Source organism: Mycobacterium hippophais (assembly GCF_027529605.1).
Lineage (GTDB): Bacteria > Actinomycetota > Actinomycetes > Mycobacteriales > Mycobacteriaceae > Mycobacterium > Mycobacterium arseniciresistens.
The window spans coordinates 191386-210189 of record NZ_JAPZPY010000004.1; the positions used below are offsets into that span (position 1 = coordinate 191386).

At 70.6% G+C, this 18804-nt stretch carries 17 protein-coding genes; 11 read left to right on the forward strand and 6 right to left on the reverse strand.

Annotated features, from left to right (window positions below; genetic code table 11):
- The first annotated feature begins 13 nt into the window (after positions 1-13).
- Entirely contained in the window at positions 14-1084 is a 1071-nt protein-coding gene (locus tag O6P37_RS12255; RefSeq protein ID WP_269894485.1) for a ferrochelatase, read from the forward strand.
- Here O6P37_RS12255 and O6P37_RS12260 read toward each other — a convergent pair.
- Entirely contained in the window at positions 1056-1907 is an 852-nt protein-coding gene (locus O6P37_RS12260; RefSeq protein WP_269894317.1) for a hypothetical protein, read from the reverse strand. The two genes, O6P37_RS12255 and O6P37_RS12260, sit on opposite strands and share 29 nt — an antisense overlap.
- A 59-nt stretch (positions 1908-1966) precedes the next feature.
- Between O6P37_RS12260 and O6P37_RS12265 the strand changes: the two genes are divergently transcribed.
- The 3 genes from O6P37_RS12265 to O6P37_RS12275 are packed head-to-tail and all read left to right on the forward strand — an operon-like array spanning position 1967 to position 4012.
- Positions 1967-2401, forward strand: coding sequence for an NfeD family protein (locus O6P37_RS12265; RefSeq protein WP_269894318.1), 435 nt, complete (start codon positions 1967-1969; stop codon positions 2399-2401).
- Positions 2402-2417: 16 nt separating this feature from the next.
- Complete coding sequence (locus O6P37_RS12270; RefSeq protein ID WP_269894319.1) at positions 2418-3641, forward strand: SPFH domain-containing protein; 1224 nt, start codon at positions 2418-2420, stop codon at positions 3639-3641.
- Positions 3641-4012 carry a DoxX family protein gene (locus O6P37_RS12275; protein ID WP_269894486.1) on the forward strand — a complete coding sequence of 124 codons (372 nt, stop codon included), beginning with the start codon at positions 3641-3643 and terminating at the stop codon, positions 4010-4012. The genes O6P37_RS12270 and O6P37_RS12275 overlap by 1 nt, the downstream gene beginning before the upstream one ends.
- Before the next feature lie 3 nt (positions 4013-4015).
- Here the strand turns inward: O6P37_RS12275 and O6P37_RS12280 are convergent, their stop codons facing one another.
- Entirely contained in the window at positions 4016-4765 is a 750-nt protein-coding gene (locus O6P37_RS12280) for a TVP38/TMEM64 family protein (RefSeq protein ID WP_269894320.1), read from the reverse strand.
- Between the two features lie 138 nt (positions 4766-4903).
- On the opposite strand from O6P37_RS12280, the gene mutA reads away from it, so the two are divergent.
- The 4 genes from mutA (at position 4904) to lipL (ending at position 11378) form a co-directional block, all read left to right on the forward strand.
- Positions 4904-6760, forward strand: coding sequence for a methylmalonyl-CoA mutase small subunit (mutA, locus tag O6P37_RS12285; protein ID WP_269894487.1), 1857 nt, complete (start codon positions 4904-4906; stop codon positions 6758-6760).
- 2 nt (positions 6761-6762) lie between these two features.
- On the forward strand, positions 6763-9039 hold the full coding sequence (scpA, locus tag O6P37_RS12290) for a methylmalonyl-CoA mutase (protein ID WP_269894321.1): 2277 nt from the start codon (positions 6763-6765) through the stop codon (positions 9037-9039).
- Between the two features lie 21 nt (positions 9040-9060).
- Positions 9061-10038, forward strand: coding sequence for a methylmalonyl Co-A mutase-associated GTPase MeaB (gene meaB / locus O6P37_RS12295; protein ID WP_269894322.1), 978 nt, complete (start codon positions 9061-9063; stop codon positions 10036-10038).
- A 74-nt stretch (positions 10039-10112) separates the two neighbouring features.
- Positions 10113-11378 carry an esterase/beta-lactamase LipL gene (gene lipL, locus O6P37_RS12300; RefSeq protein WP_269894323.1) on the forward strand — a complete coding sequence of 422 codons (1266 nt, stop codon included), beginning with the start codon at positions 10113-10115 and terminating at the stop codon, positions 11376-11378.
- Between the two features lie 16 nt (positions 11379-11394).
- On the opposite strand, the gene O6P37_RS12305 is transcribed toward lipL, so the two are convergent.
- Together O6P37_RS12305 and O6P37_RS12310 are read right to left on the reverse strand one after the other, a co-directional pair.
- Positions 11395-12129 (reverse strand): hypothetical protein, encoded by a 735-nt coding sequence (locus O6P37_RS12305; protein ID WP_269894324.1) that lies wholly within the window; start codon positions 12127-12129, stop codon positions 11395-11397.
- Between the two features lie 44 nt (positions 12130-12173).
- The gene (locus tag O6P37_RS12310; RefSeq protein ID WP_269894325.1) at positions 12174-12536 is read right to left on the reverse strand and encodes an XRE family transcriptional regulator; all 363 of its coding nucleotides are present in this window, start codon (positions 12534-12536) and stop codon (positions 12174-12176) included.
- A 136-nt stretch (positions 12537-12672) separates the two neighbouring features.
- Between O6P37_RS12310 and O6P37_RS12315 the strand changes: the two genes are divergently transcribed.
- Together O6P37_RS12315 and ileS are read left to right on the forward strand one after the other, a co-directional pair.
- Entirely contained in the window at positions 12673-13332 is a 660-nt protein-coding gene (locus O6P37_RS12315; RefSeq protein ID WP_269894326.1) for a hypothetical protein, read from the forward strand.
- A 247-nt stretch (positions 13333-13579) separates the two neighbouring features.
- Positions 13580-16708: an isoleucine--tRNA ligase gene (gene ileS / locus O6P37_RS12320; RefSeq protein WP_269894327.1), complete on the forward strand. Its 3129-nt coding sequence runs from the start codon at positions 13580-13582 to the stop codon at positions 16706-16708.
- Positions 16709-16727: 19 nt separating this feature from the next.
- On the opposite strand, the gene O6P37_RS12325 is transcribed toward ileS, so the two are convergent.
- On the reverse strand, positions 16728-16940 hold the full coding sequence (locus O6P37_RS12325; RefSeq protein ID WP_264013871.1) for an RNA-binding S4 domain-containing protein: 213 nt from the start codon (positions 16938-16940) through the stop codon (positions 16728-16730).
- A gap of 33 nt (positions 16941-16973) precedes the next feature.
- Here O6P37_RS12325 and O6P37_RS12330 point away from each other — a divergent pair, with 33 nt between their 5' ends.
- Entirely contained in the window at positions 16974-18347 is a 1374-nt protein-coding gene (locus O6P37_RS12330; RefSeq protein ID WP_269894328.1) for a DNA polymerase IV, read from the forward strand.
- Here the strand turns inward: O6P37_RS12330 and O6P37_RS12335 are convergent.
- Complete coding sequence (locus tag O6P37_RS12335) at positions 18329-18793, reverse strand: hypothetical protein (RefSeq protein ID WP_269894329.1); 465 nt, start codon at positions 18791-18793, stop codon at positions 18329-18331. The two genes, O6P37_RS12330 and O6P37_RS12335, sit on opposite strands and share 19 nt — an antisense overlap.
- Between the last annotated feature and the right edge of the window lie 11 nt (positions 18794-18804).

Genomic DNA, 18804 nt, shown 5'->3' on the forward strand with positions numbered 1-18804 from the left:
GGTGACAGAGCTCGTGGATTTCGACGCCGTCCTGCTGCTGTCCTTCGGCGGGCCGGAGGGTCCCGAGCAGGTCCGGCCCTTCCTGGAGAACGTCACCCGCGGCCGCGGCATCCCGCCCGAGCGCCTCGACGCCGTCGCCGAGCACTACCAGCACTTCGGCGGCGTGTCGCCGATCAACGGCATCAACCGCCGGCTGATCGAGGTGTTGCGCACCGAGCTGGCCGAGCGCGGCAACCCGCTGCCGGTCTACTTCGGTAACCGCAACTGGGAACCCTACGTCGAGGACACCGTGACGACCATGCGGGACAACGGAGTTCGCCGCGCCGCGGTGTTCACCACCTCCGCGTGGGGCGGGTACTCGAGCTGCACCCAGTACATCGAGGACGTCGCCCGCGGCCGCGCGGCCGCGGGCGAACAGGCTCCCGAGCTGGTCAAGCTACGGCACTACTTCGACCACCCGCTGTTCGTCGAGATGTTCGCCGACGCGATCGCGGCCGCCGCCGCCACGCTGGAACCGGAGCTGCGTGACGACGCCCGGCTGGTGTTCACCGCGCACTCCATCCCGGTCGCCGCCGACGACCGGCACGGTCCGAATCTGTACAGCAGGCAGGTCGCCTACGCGGCGCGGCTGGTGGCCGCCGCCGCGGGCTACGGTGACGGTGCGGGCTACGACCTGGTCTGGCAGTCGCGATCCGGCCCGCCGCAGATCCCTTGGCTCGAGCCCGATGTCGGCGACCACCTGGCGACGCTGGTCGAGGCGGGCACCAGGGCCGTGATCGTCTGCCCGATCGGCTTCGTCGCCGACCACATCGAGGTGGTGTGGGATCTCGACAACGAGCTGCGCGAACAGGCCGACGAGGCGGGCGTCGTGCTGGCGCGCACGACGACACCCAACGCCGACCGCCGATTCGCCCGGCTGGCGGCCGATCTCATCGACGAACTGCGCACCGGCGCCGATCCCGCCCGGCAGTCGGGACCGGATCCCGCGCCGGGCTGTGGTCACAGCGTCAACGGTGAGGTCTGCCCGGTGTCGCCGCGGTGTCTGGCGACCATCGTCACCACGCCGAGTAGAGGATCGCGCTGAGCGCGGCGACGCGCGCCCGCCGGACCACCTGACCCAACGGCCGCAGCGCGTCGCTGGCGATCTGCACCTCCGACGACGTCTGCAGCCCGATCGGCATCAGGCCGGAGCTGACGGTGATGATCGCGTCGACGTGCGCGGCGTTCTCCAGCACCCGAAGTGCCCGCGGCGGTGCGTGGTCGGGCGCCCGGTGCACCCGCGAGGACTCCAGCACGTCCTCGACCAGTCCACGGGGGTCGTCGACGTCGGCCCCGGCCGCGCCCGCGCGCAGCGCACCCAGGGCGTCGGCCGCCGAACGCACGGCCGAACGCAACGCGTACTCGGCCTCGCCGAGCTCGACGTACTCGGAGCCGGGCGCGCCGGGCACCGAGTACACCGTCCAGGCCAGCGCGGTCGGTTCGGGGTCGAAGTCCGAATCGTCGAAGCCCTCGTCGTATTCGAATTCCGGCACCAGCCCCACCACCGCGGAGGGGTCGCGGGAATCGGTGACCAGCACCGCCTCGCCGGAGGTGACGGCGTCACGTTGGAACTGGGTGCCCGCGGGCAGGCCGCGGACGTCGCCGGGTACCGGCAGCGCGATGCCGAGCGCCGGGCCGGTGCGCGCCGGGCCCGCGGCGGTGCGCAGCGTCTGCAGCAGCGAGACCGCACCCGAATCGTTGAGGTCCGGCCACGGCAGGCCGGTGGCACCCGCCGCGACCGAATCGTAGGCCGTCACCGAATGCCTTGGCGCCCATAGGGATAGCGAGTCGAGGACATCGTCGGGCGCGGCGGCACCTGAGAGCCAGGCGTTGGCCCACGCCGCGAGCGTTGCACTGGGACACCACATGATGCTCGCAGTGTAATTGTTCGGCGCAGTGCGGGTCGGTTACGCGATAGGGTGACCGCGTGCCCCTTCCGTTGATCTGGGTGATTCTGGCCCTGGTGCTGGCCGGGGCCGAGGCGCTGACCGGCGACCTGTTCCTGCTGATGCTCGCGGGCGGGGCGCTCGCCGCCGCCGGCTCGAGCTGGCTGCTGGACTGGCCGATCTGGGCCGACGGCGCGGTGTTCCTGGTGGTGTCGGTGCTGCTCCTGGCGTCGGTCCGGCCGGCGCTGCGCCGCCGCTTGTCCGCAGGCAAGGGACTGCCCGAACCCGCGAAAGCGCTCGAGGGCAAGCAGGCGCTGGTGCTCGACCGGGTGGCACGCCACGAAGGTCAGGTGAAACTCGAGGGCGAGGTCTGGACGGCCCGCCCGCTGAACGACGACGATGTGTACGAGCCGGGCGACAACGTCACCGTCATGCACATCGACGGCGCCACCGCCGTCGTCTGGAAGAACCCCTAAGCAGGAGGGACTCGTCATGGATGGTGCCGTAGCCGGCCTCGTCTTTCTGATCGTGCTGGTCGTGTTCGCGGCGATCGTCGTCGCCAAGTCGGTGGCGCTGATCCCGCAGGCCGAGGCGGCGGTGATCGAACGCCTCGGCCGCTACAGCAAGACCGTGTCCGGCCAGCTCACGCTGCTCATCCCGTTCATCGACAAGATCCGCGCGCGGGTGGACCTGCGCGAGCGCGTGGTGTCCTTCCCGCCGCAGCCGGTGATCACCGAGGACAACCTGACGGTCAACATCGACACCGTCGTGTACTTCCAGGTCACCAATCCCCAAGCCGCGGTCTACCAGATCAGCAACTACATCGTCGGCGTCGAGCAGCTCACCACCACCACGCTGCGCAACGTGGTCGGCGGCATGACGCTTGAGCAGACGCTCACCTCACGCGACAAGATCAACGGACAGCTGCGCGGAGTGCTGGACGAGGCGACCGGCCGCTGGGGCCTGCGCGTCGCCCGGGTCGAGCTGCGGTCCATCGACCCGCCGCCGTCCATCCAGGACTCGATGGAGAAGCAGATGCGCGCCGACCGGGAGAAGCGCGCGATGATTCTGACCGCCGAGGGCAGCCGCGCGGCGGCGATCATGCAGGCCGAGGGCCAGAAGCAGGCGCAGATCCTCGCCGCCGAGGGCGCCAAGCAGGCCGCCGTGCTCGGGGCCGAGGCCGACCGGCAGTCGCGGATGCTGCGCGCCCAGGGCGAGCGGGCCGCCCAGTACCTGGTGGCCCAGGGCCAGGCGAAGGCGATCGAGAAGACGTTCGCCGCCATCAAGGCCGGCAGGCCCACCCCGGAGATGCTGGCCTACCAGTACCTGCAGACGCTGCCGCAGATGGCCAAGGGCGAGGCGAACAAGGTGTGGCTGGTGCCCAGTGATTTCGGCTCGGCGCTGCAGGGCTTCACCAAGATGCTCGGCGCGCCGGGGGAGGACGGCGTCTTCCGCTACCAGCCGTCGCCGGTGGAGGAGAACCTGCCCAAACCCGAGGACGACACCGACGAGGTCGCGGAGTGGTTCACCACCCAGACCGACCCTGAGATCGTGCGGGCCGTGGAGAAGGCCGAGGCCGAGGCCCGCACGCCGGTGCAGTCCGCTATTCCTTCGGCGCCGCCGGAGCCCGAGCCGATGCAGTACCCGCCGCTGTCACAGCAGCAGCAGGACTCGCTGCCGCCGACGTTCGGACGGCACGCAGGCAGCACGGAGTGATCGCCGACACGCTCACCGCGCCACGCGCGTACGTGGCTCTCGCCGCGTTCCAGGCCGGCGACGCGGTGGCGTGTGGCATCCCGTTGCCGCAGATCGCGAAGGCGCTCGACAGCTACGGCGTACCGGACCGGATCCGGTGGGTGTTGCCGACCGCCAAGGCGGCCTCGGCGGTCGGGCTGCTCTCGGCGCCCCGCTACCCGCGGCTGGCCCGGCTGACCAGCGCGATGCTGGCGGTGTACTTCGTCCTCGCGGTCGGGGCGCACCTGCGGATCCGGGACAAGGCGGTCAACACACTGCCCGCGGCCACGTTCCTGCTGCTGCACACCGTGATGGCCGTCCGCGGTCCGCGACGGATCGACGACCGCCGCTGAGCGTCAGCGCGCGGTGGGGGTCACTTCGACACTCGGCTCGTCCTCGGCCACGTCGCCGGCGACGGGCGAGCGGTGCTGGCGCACCTCGTAGAGCAGCCCCACCATCCCGACGGCCGCCGTCACCACCGACACCACCACAAGCAGCGGATCGACGCGCCCGGTGAGCGCATCGCCGAGGATCACCACCGCGGCCGTACCGGGCAGCAGCCCGGCCAGCGTCGCCCACGTGTAGGGCCACACCCGGACCGTCGACGCGCCCGCGGCGTAGTTGAGCACCGAGAACGGCACCGCCGGGATCATCCGCATCGACATCACCACCGGCCAGCCGCGCAGCCGCAGCCGGGTGTCCAGGGCGTCCACCCGCGGATGCGGGAACAACCGGTTGAGCTGCAGCCCCGCCGCGCGCACCAGCACCAGCGCGATCACCGCGCTGACGGTGCTGGCCACCACGGCCAGCGTGACGCCGAGCGCCGGACCGAAGAGCAGTCCTGCGGCGAGCGTGAACGCCGTGCGGGGAAACGGCAGGATCGTGAGCACGATGTGGGCGGTCAGGAACGCCAGCGGGAACCACGGCCCGACCGAGGTGGCCCAGTCCCGCAGTTGCACCGCGGTCGGCAACGGGACGACGAGCGCGGCTGCGACGAGAATCACACTTCCCAGCACGACGGCCAGGAAGCGGCGCGGAGGCACCTGCGCGGCCGTCGCGATCAGCGCGGCGCGCAGACGGCGCACAGTGCTGACGACGGGGTTCACGGTTTTCCAGACTACGGGCCGGCACCGACGCCCGGCGCCCGGCGCGCCTGCCGAACCGGCCGACCGGGGCGCATCACCGTGACGGCGATCATTTAGCCTGATGGACGGGTGGAAGCTCACACGCTGCGACAACAGGAGATGCCGGTGTCCGTGCAGGGGTCGAGTGCGGTCGAAGCCGACCGCGAGCAGTGGCGCACCGCGGTCGCCGGGGTGCTTGCCAAGAGCACCCGGCGCGATCCCGCGGACCTGCCCGCCGAACCGGAACGGCTGCTCGATTCGCCCACCTACGAGGACTTCGTCATCCGCGCGCTCTACACCGGCGACGACGCACTGCCCGAGCATCCGCTTCCCGGCCGGTGGCCGTTCGTCCGTGGCGCCGACGCGCGGCGCGACGTCAAGGCGGGCTGGCGGGTCGCCGAGGCGTTCCCCGCCGCGCCCGCGGCGGTCGGCGAGGTGAACGGGTCGGTGCTGGTGGCCCTCACCGAAGGGGTCAGCGCGCTGGGGCTGCGGATCGGCGGCCCCGACGGGATCGCCGCCGCGGAACTGGACCGACTGCTCGACGGCGTCTTCCTTGACCTAGTGCCGGTGATTCTCGACGCCGGTGCGGAGTTCACCGCGGCCGCCGCGGCCATCGTGCCGCTGCTCGGCGGCCTCGACGCCGACCAGCGGAGCCGGCTCTCGATCGATCTGGGCGCCGACCCACTGACGGCGGCGCTGAGCGGGCGGCCCTCGCCCGAGGTGGCCGACGTGCTCACCACTGCGCGGGGCCTGGCGGAGTTCGACGGCGGCGTGCGCGCGATCACCGTCGACGGGCCCGCCCTGCACAACCTCGGCGCCAACGTGTCGTGGGAACTCGCAGGCGCGGTGGCCGCCGGCGTCGACTATCTGCGGCTCCTCGGCGACGCGGGTGTCGCGGTGCCGGACGCTGTGGCGCAGATCAGCTTCCGCTACGCCGCCGACGACGACCAGTTCATGACGATCGCCAAGCTGCGCGCCGCCCGCCGGCTGTGGGCCCGGGTCGCGGAGGTGGTGGGTGCGCCCGACGCCGGCGACGCGACCGTGCACGTGGTCACCTCGCTGCCGATGATGACCCGCCGCGACCCCTGGGTGAACATGTTGCGCACGACACTGGCGGCGTTCTCGGCCGGGGTGGGCGGCGCCGACACGGTGCTCGTGCAGCCCTTCGACGTCGCGATCCCCGAAGGCTTCCCCGGGACGTCGCGCAGCTTCGCCCGCCGGATCGCCCGCAACACCCAGCTGCTGCTGCTCGAGGAGTCGCATCTGGGCCGTGTGCTCGACCCCGCGGGGGGATCGTGGTTCGTCGAGGACCTCACCGAGCAGCTGGCCGAACAGGCGTGGCGGCACTTCCAGGAGATCGAGGCGGGCGGCGGGTTCGCCGCGGCCCGCGACGTCGTCACCGCCGGTATCGCTGAGGTGGCGGCCCGCCGCCAGGACGACATCGCGCACCGGCGCACCGCGGTCACCGGCGTCAACGAGTATCCGAACCTCGCCGAACCGCCACTGCCGCAGGGTGATTCGTTCGCCGCCGTGGCTCCGTACGCCGCCGGGTTCGAGAAGCTGCGCGACCGTTCCGACGCGTTCCTCGACCGCACCGGTGCGCGGCCGAAGGTGCTGCTGCTGCCGATCGGTCCGCTGGCCGAACACAACATTCGCGCGACGTTCGCGGTGAACCTGCTGGCATCCGGCGGCATCGAGGCCGTCAATCCCGGCCCGCTGGACGCCGCCGGGGTGGCCCACGCCGTCGCCGACGCGGGTGCGCCGGACATCGCGGTGATCTGTGGCACCGACAGCCGCTACGCCGCGGAGGCAGCGGGCGTGGTGAGCGCTGCCCGCGAGGCCGGGATCTCACGGGTGTACCTGGCCGGGCCGGAGAAGGCCGTCGCGGAGGCGGACCTAAAACCCGACGACTTCCTCACCGCGAAAATCGATGCGGTCGGCGCACTGTCGGACCTGCTCGGCAGATTGGGGGCCTGAACATGACTGCGACCACGAACGTCGGCAAGGGTATCGGCAGCTTCGCGGACGTGCCGTTGCGCGGTGGGCGCAGCGGCGAGGAACCCACCGCCGCGGCGGTCGAGGAGCACGTCGGCGAGGCCGCCGCCGCGCACGGCTACACCCCGGAGCAACTCGACTGGCTGACACCGGAGGGCATCGAGGTCAAGCCGGTCTACATCGCCGCCGACCGCGACGAGGCCGTCGGCGCGGGATATCCGCTCGACTCGTTCCCCGGCGCCGCCCCGTTCGTCCGCGGCCCGTACCCGACCATGTACGTCAACCAGCCGTGGACCATCCGTCAGTACGCCGGCTTCTCCACCGCCGCGGAGTCCAACGCGTTCTACCGGCGCAACCTCGCCGCCGGCCAAAAGGGCCTGTCGGTGGCCTTCGACCTGGCCACCCACCGCGGGTACGACTCCGACCACCCGCGCGTGCAGGGTGACGTCGGAATGGCCGGTGTCGCCATCGATTCCATCCTCGACATGCGCCAGCTCTTCGACGGCATCGACCTGTCACAGGTCTCGGTGTCGATGACGATGAACGGCGCGGTGCTGCCGATCCTGGCGCTGTACGTCGCCGCCGCGGAGGAGCAGGGGGTGCCGCCGGAGAAGCTGGCGGGGACCATCCAGAACGACATCCTCAAAGAGTTCATGGTCCGCAACACCTACATCTATCCGCCCAAGGCGTCGATGCGGATCATCTCCGACATCTTCGGCTACACCAGCACCAGGATGCCGAAGTACAACTCGATCTCGATCTCCGGCTACCACATCCAGGAGGCCGGGGCCACAGCCGATCTCGAGCTCGCCTACACGCTCGCCGACGGGGTGGAGTACATCAAGGCCGGGCTCGACGCCGGGCTGTCGATCGACAAGTTCGCGCCCCGGCTGTCCTTCTTCTGGGGCATCGGCATGAACTTCTTCATGGAGGTCGCCAAGCTGCGGGCCGGCCGGCTGCTGTGGAGCGAGCTGGTCTCACAGTTCGATCCGCGCAACGAGAAGTCGCTCTCGCTGCGCACGCATTCGCAGACCTCCGGCTGGTCGCTGACCGCGCAGGACGCGTTCAACAACGTCGCCCGCACCTGCATCGAGGCGATGGCCGCGACGCAGGGACACACCCAGTCGCTGCACACCAACGCCCTCGACGAGGCGCTGGCGCTGCCCACCGACTTCTCCGCGCGCATCGCCCGCAACACCCAGCTGGTGCTGCAGCAGGAGTCCGGCACCACCCGCCCGATCGACCCGTGGGGCGGCTCGTACTACGTCGAGTGGCTGACCCACCAGCTCGCCGAGAAGGCCCGCGCCCACATCCGTGAGGTGGCCGAGCACGGCGGCATGGCCCAGGCCATCGACGACGGCATCCCGAAGCTGCGGATCGAGGAGGCGGCCGCCCGCACGCAGGCCCGCATCGACTCCGGGGCGCAGCCGGTGATCGGGGTGAACAAGTACCAGGTCGAAGAGGACCACGAGATCGAGGTGCTCAAGGTCGAGAACAGCCGGGTGCGCGCCGAGCAGCTGGCCAAGCTCGAACAGCTGCGGGCCGACCGGGACCCGGCGGCGGTCGAGGCCGCGCTCGCCGAGCTGACCCGCGCCGCGGGTGAACACGGGCCTGGCGGCGGGGAGGATGGCCTGGGCAACAACCTGCTGGCGCTGGCGATCAACGCCGCGCGCGCCAAGGCCACCGTCGGCGAGATCTCCGACGCGCTGGAGAAGGTGTACGGCCGCCACCAGGCCGAGATCCGGACGATCTCCGGGGTCTACCGTGACGAGGTCTCGGGAGGAGGCGGAAACATCAGCCCTTATTCCTCTGCCACCGAGCTGGTGGAGAAATTCGCCGACGCCGACGGTCGCCGGCCGCGCATCCTGGTGGCCAAGATGGGCCAGGACGGTCACGACCGGGGCCAGAAGGTCATCGCCACGGCGTTCGCCGACATCGGTTTCGACGTCGACGTCGGCTCGCTGTTCTCCACTCCGGACGAGGTGGCCCGCCAGGCCGCCGACAACGACGTGCACGTCGTCGGGGTGTCCTCGCTGGCCGCCGGGCACCTCACCCTGGTGCCCGCGCTGCGGGACGCGCTGGCCGAGGTGGGCCGTCCGGACATCATGGTCGTCGTGGGCGGCGTCATCCCACCCGGCGACTTCGACGAGCTCTACGCGGCAGGCGCGACCGCGATCTTCCCGCCCGGCACCGTCATCGCCGACGCGGCCATCGGCCTGCTGCAGAAGCTGGCCGAGCGGCTGGGCTACGAACTCGGCTAGGGCCAGACCACCATCGGCTCGATGAGCACCAGTCCCGAGGACCTCGCCCACGCCGTCCGCAGCGGCGACCGGTCAGCGCTCGCGCGGGCCATCACACTCGTCGAGTCGACGCGCGCCGACCATCGCCGACGGGCGCAGGAACTGCTGCTGGAGCTGATGGCCGAAGCGGGCAATGCACTGCACGTCGGGATCACCGGCGTGCCGGGGGTGGGGAAGTCGACCACCATCGAGGCGCTCGGCATGCACCTGATCGAACAGGGACACCGCGTCGCGGTGCTGGCCGTCGACCCGTCGTCCACCCGTACCGGCGGCTCGATCCTCGGCGACAAGACCCGGATGGCGAAGCTGGCCGTGCATCCCGAGGCGTACATCAGGCCGTCGCCGACCTCGGGCACCCTCGGCGGGGTCGCCAAGGCGACGCGCGAGACGATCGTGCTGCTCGAGGCGGCCGGCTTCGACGTCATCCTGGTGGAGACCGTCGGGGTGGGGCAGTCGGAGGTGACGGTGGCCAACATGGTCGACACCTTCGTGTTCCTGACCCTGGCCCGCACCGGCGACCAGCTCCAGGGCATCAAGAAGGGCGTGCTCGAACTCGCCGACGTCGTGGTGGTGAACAAGGCCGACGGTGACCACGCCGTCGAGGCCAAGGCCGCCGCACGTGAGCTCGCCGGTGCGATCCGGCTGATCTATCCGCGCGAAACGCTATGGCGGCCACCGGTTCTGACGACGAGCGCATTGACCGGCGCCGGGCTGACCGAGTTGTGGGACACCGTCCTCGAACACCGCCGGGTGCTCACCGAGGCCGGCGAGTTCGACGCGAAACGCCGCACCCAGCAGGTCGAGTGGACCTGGGCCATGGTGCGCGACACCGTGCTCGACCGCGTGCTGTCGCACCCGGACGTGAAGGCGGGCCGCAGGGAGATCGAGCGCCGGGTGCGCGACGGCGAGCTCACCCCCGCGCTGGCGGCACAGGAGATCCTCGACGCCGCCGGGTGGTGACGGCGAAGAATTCGCTGGTTAACGACTCGGTAACGCCTGGTTTATTTGCCGGGGGTGCGAGTAAATTCAATTCTGTGACGGACGTACCCAAACGGGATCGCAACGCAGCGCTCCCGCACGGCGTTCAGGGCGCGGCGGACCGGAATTTCGCCTGCACCCTGCGCGGTTTCTCCCAGCTGTTCCCCGGCAGGCGGTTCGGCGGCGGGGCGCTGTCGATCTACCTGCACGGCGAGCCGGTGGTCGACGTGTGGACCGGGTACTCCGACCGCCGCGGCACCCAGTACTGGACGGCCGACACCGGCGCCATGGTGTTCTCCGCGACCAAGGGCATGGCCTCGACGGTGATCCACCGCCTCGTCGACCGCGGCCTGATCGACTACGACACGCCCGTCGCCGAGTACTGGCCCGACTTCGGCGCCAACGGCAAGTCGCACATCACCGTGCGGGACGTGATGCGGCACCGGGCCGGTTTGTCACAACTCAACGGCGTCGGCAAGGTCGACCTGCTCGACCATCTCGCGATGGAGCAACGGCTGGCCGACGCCCCGGTCAACCGGCTGCTCTACGGACACTCGGCCTACCACGCGCTCACCTACGGGTGGCTGGTGTCGGGCCTGGCCCGCGCGGTCACCGGCCAGGGCATGGGCGACCTCATCCGCACGGAGCTGGCCGAGCCGCTCGGCACCGACGGCCTGCACCTGGGCCGCCCTCCCGCGGGTTCGGCCACCCGCGTCGCGCAGATTCTGGTGCCGCAGAAAAGCATCGCCAACCCGGTGTTCAACTTCGTCGCGCCCAGGGTGGCCAGGCTGCAGTTCTCCGGCGGGTTCGGGTCGCTGTACTTCCCTGGCATGAAAGCCGTCGTGCAGGGGGACATCCCGTTCCTCGACGCGGAGATCCCCGCGGCCAACGGCGTCGCCACCGCCCGCGGGCTGGCCAGGATGTACGGCGCCATCGCCAACGGCGGGTCGATCGACGGCACCCGGTTCCTGTCCACCGAGACCACGGCGGCCCTGACCGGCGAGCCGGATCTGCGTCCGGACCGCAACATCATGGTGCCGCTGGCGTTCCACCTGGGTTACCACTCGCTGCCGTTCGGGGTGATGCGCGGCTTCGGCCACGTCGGCCTCGGCGGATCACTGGGGTGGGCGGACCCGGAGAGCGGTCTGGCGATCGGCTTTGTGCACAACCGCCTGCTGACACCGATGCTGCTGGACATGGGGTCGTTCGCCGGCCTCAACGTGCTGATCCGGCGTGACGCGGCGCGCGCGGGCCGGCGCGGCTACCAGCCTGTCCAGGACTTCGGTTCGTCGTTCGCCGTGGCCGAGACGGCCACCGGCTAGTACCGAGCGCCCGCCCTCAGCGGTCGGCGGGGGTGAACCACTTGGTTCTGATGCGCCAGGAGTGCGCCGAGGCCAACGCGAATCCGGCGCCGCATCCGCAGGCGAAGATCCACACCAGCGTGCCACCCTCGATGGCCTGCAGGCTGGGCACGAAGGCGGTGGTGATGCGAACGATGCAGGCGAGGATCCCGCTGGCCGACGCCGCCAGGTAGACGTTGGCGATCCGGCGCGACCGCGGGTCCTTGCGCAGGATCAGCAGCGCCCGCGACCCGTACGCCAGCAGGTAGATCAGTGTTCCGCAGAGCAGTAGCCAGTACAGGCTGAGCCAGAAGTCGGTCGGCACGTCGAAGAAGTCGGGCCGGTAGATGGCCGCGCCGTTGCCGATGGAGAACGTGGCCAGCAGCAGCGGGATGCACAGCGTCGCGGGCCGCTCCACGTACTGCTTGAACGACACCTGCATCGCATGATCGTCGGCGAGGCGGCCGAGCGCGTTGTAGACGATCGCCGAGGCGGCCACGATGTAGCAGTCGTGTCCGATGTAGTCCTCGAGGTTCCACTTACCGGTCAGCGCGTACAGCCAGTGGCCGACGGTCTCGGAGGCGAACGGCGACATCAGGAACACCGCCATGCCCTGCAAAGCGATGTTGAGGGTGGCCGCGACCTCCCACCGGCAGCCCCAGGTGACACGGCGGATCCACAGGCTCCACGCGATACACAGGAGTGTGATCGCGATCAGCGTTGCGAGGGCCATGGGACCGCTTTCCGGGCTGGGGATCGTCCAGCAAATTGTACGGCTTAGAGCGGCGGTGCGTCCGGGCGCGGCGCCATTTCGGACAATTTGGTCGGCCGGGCCTCGGTCTTGGTCGCCTCGGTTACCGCCGTCGTCACCGAGAACGGGGCGGACTCGATGTAGCTCCACACCTCCTGGCGGCTCATCAGCCCGAACCGGATCTGCAGGTCGGGATAGCTCAGGGCGAACCGGTCGGAGACTCTGCGCAGCTCCTCGGCGTCGGGGTAGTCCTGCTCCTTGATGCGCCGGTAGTACGTGCTGCTCGAGATGCCGAGCGCGTCGTAGATGTCCTTGGCCTCGACATCGCCATCCAGCAGGTAGTCGAGCAACGCCTTCAGCTGTCTGCCGTTCTCGTCAGTCCGGGGCACCCGTCCACCTTAGCGGCAGTTCCCGACATTGGGCAGTGGCAACCAGCAATAAGAAGGCAATGCCTTTATTGACAGTGCCGTCACAGTTTTGGCACGGGTCTCCCATATCTGGGACACGCGGCGTAGCGTGGTCCCCATGGTCGCCCCATATCTCGCCCATTCGGCCCTGAACTCGACGGATTCGGTCGATCCCGCGAACATTCGCCTACGGATCGCGGACCGCGATGCGCCCGGCAGCCCGCTGGCCGCCACCCGCCTGGCGATGCCGCTCACCGACATGCTGACCATGGAACTGGACGGCGCCGCCGGCAGCCTGGGCCTTGCGGCCGACGAACTGCTGCTCGCCGCGCTCGGCCGGACCATCGCCCGCACCATCGGCCACGGCGTGGTCGCCGTCGACGTCGCCCGCAACGGCCGGGCCGGGCTGCAACCGGTCGACCTGACGTGCGCCACCGAACGTCAGGTGAGCGCCGACGACGCGGTCGGCGCCGTGCACCGCGCACTCGCGGCGATGCCGCACCGCGCCATCCGGCACGGCATCCTGCACTACTTCGGGTCGGCCCACCCCGCGTCGGAGCTGTTCTTCAACGATCTCGGTGAGCGCGCCGAGGCTCCGGCGGGGCAGCCGGTCGCCGGGCATGCCCTGGAACTGCGGCTGTACCGCACGGCCGCCGGCATCCAGCTGGAGTGGTGGTACGACAGCAGCCGGTTCGACCGGGTGACGGTGCTCGAACTCACCGAGCAGTTCCCGTTCGCGCTCATCGAGCTGACCTCGGAAGCCACGGCCGCGGCCTGACGCTAGAATCGCCTCCATCGGCGCGGATCCGGACATCACCGGGGAGCCTCCGGAAGAACGGTCCTCGGCACGCGCCGGGTCCCAGTAGAACCGGACGGGTGGGCCCGTCACAGCCCACAACGAGCGGCGCATCGCGAGGTGCGCAAGCGGGGTGGTACCGCGGCGTTCGCGCACCGGCGCGACGTCGTCCCCGTGCCTGAACGTGGCTTCCTCGACGGAGCCACCATGTGGCACAGGAGACTACGCAGTGACCGCCTATCCCAAGCCGGCCGGTGGCGCGCCGAACTTCCCGGCGCTGGAAGCCGACGTTTTGGACTACTGGGACCGTGACGACACCTTCCGGGCGAGCCTCGCCCGGCGCGACGGCGCCCCGGAGTACGTCTTCTACGACGGCCCGCCGTTCGCCAACGGGCTCCCGCACTACGGCCACCTGCTGACCGGATACGTCAAGGACATCGTGCCGCGCTACCGGACGATGCAGGGCTGGCAGGTCGAGCGCCGGTTCGGCTGGGACACCCACGGTCTGCCCGCCGAACTCGAGGTGCAGCGCCAACTCGGCATCACCGACAAGGCGCAGATCGAGGCGATGGGCATCGAGAAGTTCAACGACGCCTGCCGCGCGTCGGTGCTCAAGTACACCGACGAGTGGCGCGAATACGTCACCCGCCAGGCCCGCTGGGTGGACTTCGACAACGACTACAAGACCCTCGACATCAGCTTCATGGAGTCGGTCATCTGGGCGTTCAAGCACCTGTGGGACAAGGGCCTGGCCTACGAGGGCAACCGCGTCCTGCCGTACTGCTGGAACGACGAGACCCCGCTGTCCAGCCACGAACTGCGGATGGACGACGACGTCTACCAGAGCAGGCAGGACCCGGCGCTGACGGTCGGGTTCCGGCTCAACGGGGGCGATTTCGCCGACGCCCACCTGCTCGTCTGGACGACGACCCCGTGGACGCTGCCGTCCAACCAGGCCGTCGCGGTGAACCCCGACGTCACCTACGCCCACATCCGGGCCGCTGACGGCCGGCGATACGTGCTCGCCAAGGCCCGGCTGCCCGCCTACGCCCGCGAGTTCGGCGACGAGCCGGAAGTCCTCGGCACCTGCGCCGGGCGCGAGCTCCTCGGCACCGGCTACCTGCCGCCGTTCCCGTACTTCGCCGACGCGCCGGGTTCCTTCGTGGTGCTGCCGGGCGACTTCGTCAGCACCGACGACGGCACCGGCATCGTCCACATGGCCCCGGCCTACGGCGAGGACGACATGGCGACCTGCCAGGCGGCGGGAATCGACGCCGTCACCCCGGTCGACGCGAAGGGCCGTTTCGACGCCACGGTGCCCGACTACGCCGGTCAGCACGTCTTCGACGCCAACCCGCAGATCATCCGTGACCTGAAGAACGGCAGCGGTTCGGCGGGCGTCAACGGCGCCGTGCTGCTGCGGCACGAGACCTACGACCACTCCTATCCGCACTGCTGGCGCTGCCGCAATCCGCTGATCTACCGCGCCGTGTCGTCCTGGTTCATCAGGGTCAGCGCGTTCCGCGACCGGATGGTCGAACTCAACCAGGAGATCACCTGGTACCCGGAGCACGTGCGCGACGGTCAGTTCGGCAAGTGGCTGCAGGGCGCGCGGGACTGGTCGATCTCGCGGAACCGCTACTGGGGCACGCCGATCCCGGTGTGGACCTCCGACGATCCGGCCTACCCGCGGGTCGACGTGTACGGCAGCCTCGACGAACTCGAGCGCGACTTCGGGGTGCGGCCGGATAACCTGCACCGGCCCTACATCGACGAACTGACCCGGCCCAATCCCGACGACCCCACCGGGCGCTCGACGATGCGGCGCATCGAGGACGTGCTCGACGTGTGGTTCGACTCCGGGTCGATGCCCTACGCGCAGGTGCACTACCCGTTCGAGAACGGGGCATGGTTCGACGGCCTCGGGGACGCCGACGCGCACTTCCCGGGCGACTTCATCGTCGAGTACATCGGCCAGACCCGCGGCTGGTTCTACACACTGCACGTGCTGGCCACCGCGCTGTTCGACCGGCCGGCGTTCAAGACCTGTGTGGCCCACGGCATCGTGCTCGGCAACGACGGGCAGAAGATGAGCAAGTCGCTGCGCAACTACCCCGACGTCACCGAGGTGTTCGACCGCGACGGCTCCGACGCGATGCGGTGGTTCCTGATGGCGTCACCGATCCTGCGGGGCGGCAACCTGGTCGTCACCGAGCAGGGCATCCGCGAAGGGGTCCGGCAGGTGCTGCTGCCGCTGTGGAACGCCTACTCGTTCCTGGCGCTCTATGCCCCGAAGCGGGGCAGCTGGCGCACCGACTCGCCGCACGTGCTGGACCGCTACATCCTGGCCAAGCTGGCACAGTTGCGCGACGATCTCACCGATTCGCTCGACACCTGCGACATCTCGGTGGCCTGCGACCAGTTGCGGCAGTTCACCGAGGCGCTGACGAACTGGTACGTGCGACGGTCGCGGTCGCGGTTCTGGGAAGAGGACGCCGACGCGATCGACACGCTGCACACCGTGCTGGAGGTGACCGGCCGGCTGGCCGCGCCGCTGCTGCCGCTGATCACCGAGGTGATCTGGCGGGGAGTGACCGGTGAGCGGTCGGTGCACCTCACCGACTGGCCCGCGGCCGGCGACCTGCCGCGCGACCCCGACCTGGTGGCCGCGATGGACCAGGTCCGTGAGGTGTGCTCGGCCGCGTCGTCCCTGCGCAAGGCCAACAAGCTGCGGGTGCGGCTGCCACTGTCGAAACTGACGGTCGCCGTTGACAATCCGGCGGCGCTGGCGCCGTTCACCGATCTGATCGCCGACGAACTGAACGTCAAGGCCGTGCAGTTGAGCGACGACATCGCCGCCTACGGCCGGTTCGAGTTGACCGTCAACGCGCGCGTCGCCGGGCCCCGGCTCGGCAAGGACGTCCAGGCCGCGATCAAAGCGGTGAAGGCCGGTGCCGGAGTGGTGAACCCGGACGGCACGCTGACCGCCGGACCCGCGGTGCTGCAGCCCGGTGAGTTCAGCTCGCGCCTGGTGGCCGCCGACCCGGACTGGACCGCCGCACTCGCCGACGGGGCCGGGCTGGTGGTGCTCGACGGCGACGTCACCCCGGAGCTGGAGGCCGAGGGGTGGGCCAAGGACCGCATCCGCGAACTCCAGGAGCTGCGCAAGTCGACCGGGCTGGAGGTGTCCGACCGGATCTCGGTGGTGATGTCGGTGCCGGCCGGGCAGGCCGAGTGGGCGCAGGCGCACCGCGACCTGATCGCGCGGGAGATCCTGGCCACCCGGTTCGACTTCGGTGACGCCGCGGACGGCGCCGAGATCGGCGACGGGGTGCGGGTCGCGATCGCCAAGGCGTGATCGGCGGGCGGCCTGCGATTCAACCGCGCACGACGCGGGCGGACTCCGTGCCGATCGACACGGTGTCGCCGGGGCGCAACTGGCGGCCGCGGCGCACCTCGACGTCGCCGTTGACGCTGACCAGACCGTCGGCGATCGCGGCCTTGGCATCGGAACCCGAGTCGAGCAGCGAGGCCAGCTTCAGGAACTGGCCGAGCCGGATCGACTCGTCGACGATCGGCACCTCGTGCATGGACGTCAGGCTAGCGCCCTAGCATCGGCGGGTGTGGGCGCGCGGTGGGTGCTGCACCTGGACATGGACGCGTTCTTCGCGTCGGTCGAGCAGCTGACCAGGCCGACGCTGAAGGGCAGGCCCGTGCTCGTCGGCGGGCTCGGCGGGCGCGGCGTGGTGGCCGGCGCCAGCTACGAGGCCCGGGTGCACGGCGCGCGTTCGGCGATGCCGATGCACCAGGCGCGCCGCCTCGTCGGCGCACCTGCGGTCGTGCTGCCGCCGCGCGGGGTGGTCTACGGCGTCGCCAGCCGCCGGGTGTTCGACGTCGTCCGCGCGGTGGTGCCCGTGCTGGAGCAGCTCTCGTTCGACGAGGCCTTCGCCGAACCCGCCGAACTCGTCGGCGCCGCCACCGCCGAGGTGAACGCCTACTGCGAGGCGCTGCGGGCGCGGGTGCGCGAGGAGACCGGGCTGGTCGCCTCGGTGGGGGCCGGGTCGGGGAAGCAGGTCGCCAAGATCGCCTCCGAGCTGGCCAAGCCCGATGGTGTGCGGGTGGTCGGCCGGGACGAGGAGCGGGCGGTGCTCGACGGTCTGCCGGTGCGGCGGCTGTGGGGCATCGGGCCGGTGGCCGACGAGCGGCTGCACCGCCTCGGCATCGGCACCATCGGCCAGTTCGCGGCACTGTCGGACGCCGAGGTGGCGAACGTGCTCGGCGGCACGGTGGGTCCGGCGCTGCACCGGCTGGCCCGTGGCATCGACGACCGGCCGGTCGCCGAGCGCGCCGAGGCCAAGCAGATCAGCGCCGAATCGACCTTCCCGGCCGACCTCACCACGCTGGACCAGCTGCGGGAAGCCGCCGGACCGATCGGCGAGCACGCCCACCGGCGGCTGGAGAAGGACGGCAGGGGAGCGCGCACGGTCACCGTGAAGCTGAAGAAGTCCGACATGAGCACGCTGACCCGCTCGGCGACCCTGCCCTACGCCACGGCCGATGCCGCGACACTGATCGCGATGGCCCGCCGGTTGCTGCTCGATCCGGTTGAGATCGGGCCCATCCGCCTTGTCGGCGTTGCCTTCTCGGGTCTGACCGAGGTGCGCCAGGAGTCGCTGTTCCCGGACCTCGACCTCGCTGCCGACGACAGCGGCGTACCGGTACCGGCCACTCCCGTGCCGCCGTCGGTGAGCGACGCCGCCTCCACCGCACCGGCCTGGCGGGTCGGCGACGACGTGGCACACCCCGAACACGGGCACGGCTGGATCCAGGGCGCCGGGCACGGCGTCATGACGGTGCGCTTCGAGACCCGCGGCACCGGACCCGGCATCGCACGCACCTTCCCCGAAGGGTCACCGGACGTGGTGCGCGCCAACCCGGTCGACAGCCTCGACTGGCCGGACTACGTCGAGGGGCTGGCTCACCAGAACTCGCTGTAACCGGCCGACAGGATGAACCCGTGCTGCCCGTAGGTCGTGCACGTCACGGTGCCCTGGAGGCCGACCGCGCAGCCGGCGCCCCAGTTCTCCAGCCGGTGGCCCTCGGGTAGCACGTCGACGTCACGGGTGAAGGTCGCCACATCGGAGTGGCGGTACTCGGCGGGGCCCCAGCTGTTGACCACGGTCTGGTTCATGCCCTCGGGGGCGTCGACGGGCACCGCGTCGCATCCCACCGGGCCGCCGTTGGGGCCGATGCCGCAGGACCGGCCGTCGGGGGTCTTGAAGTAGACCCAGTAGAAGTCGGCGGGTGAGGTGTAGCGGCCCTGGGCCAGGGGATAGGCGGCGGTCTCGGCGACGCCCGGCGGCGGTTGGGCGCCCGCGACCGGCGCCGGCGCGGCGGCCAGCACGAACAGACCCGACGCCGCCCCGGCCACACGCAACCTCATCGCATCAGCCT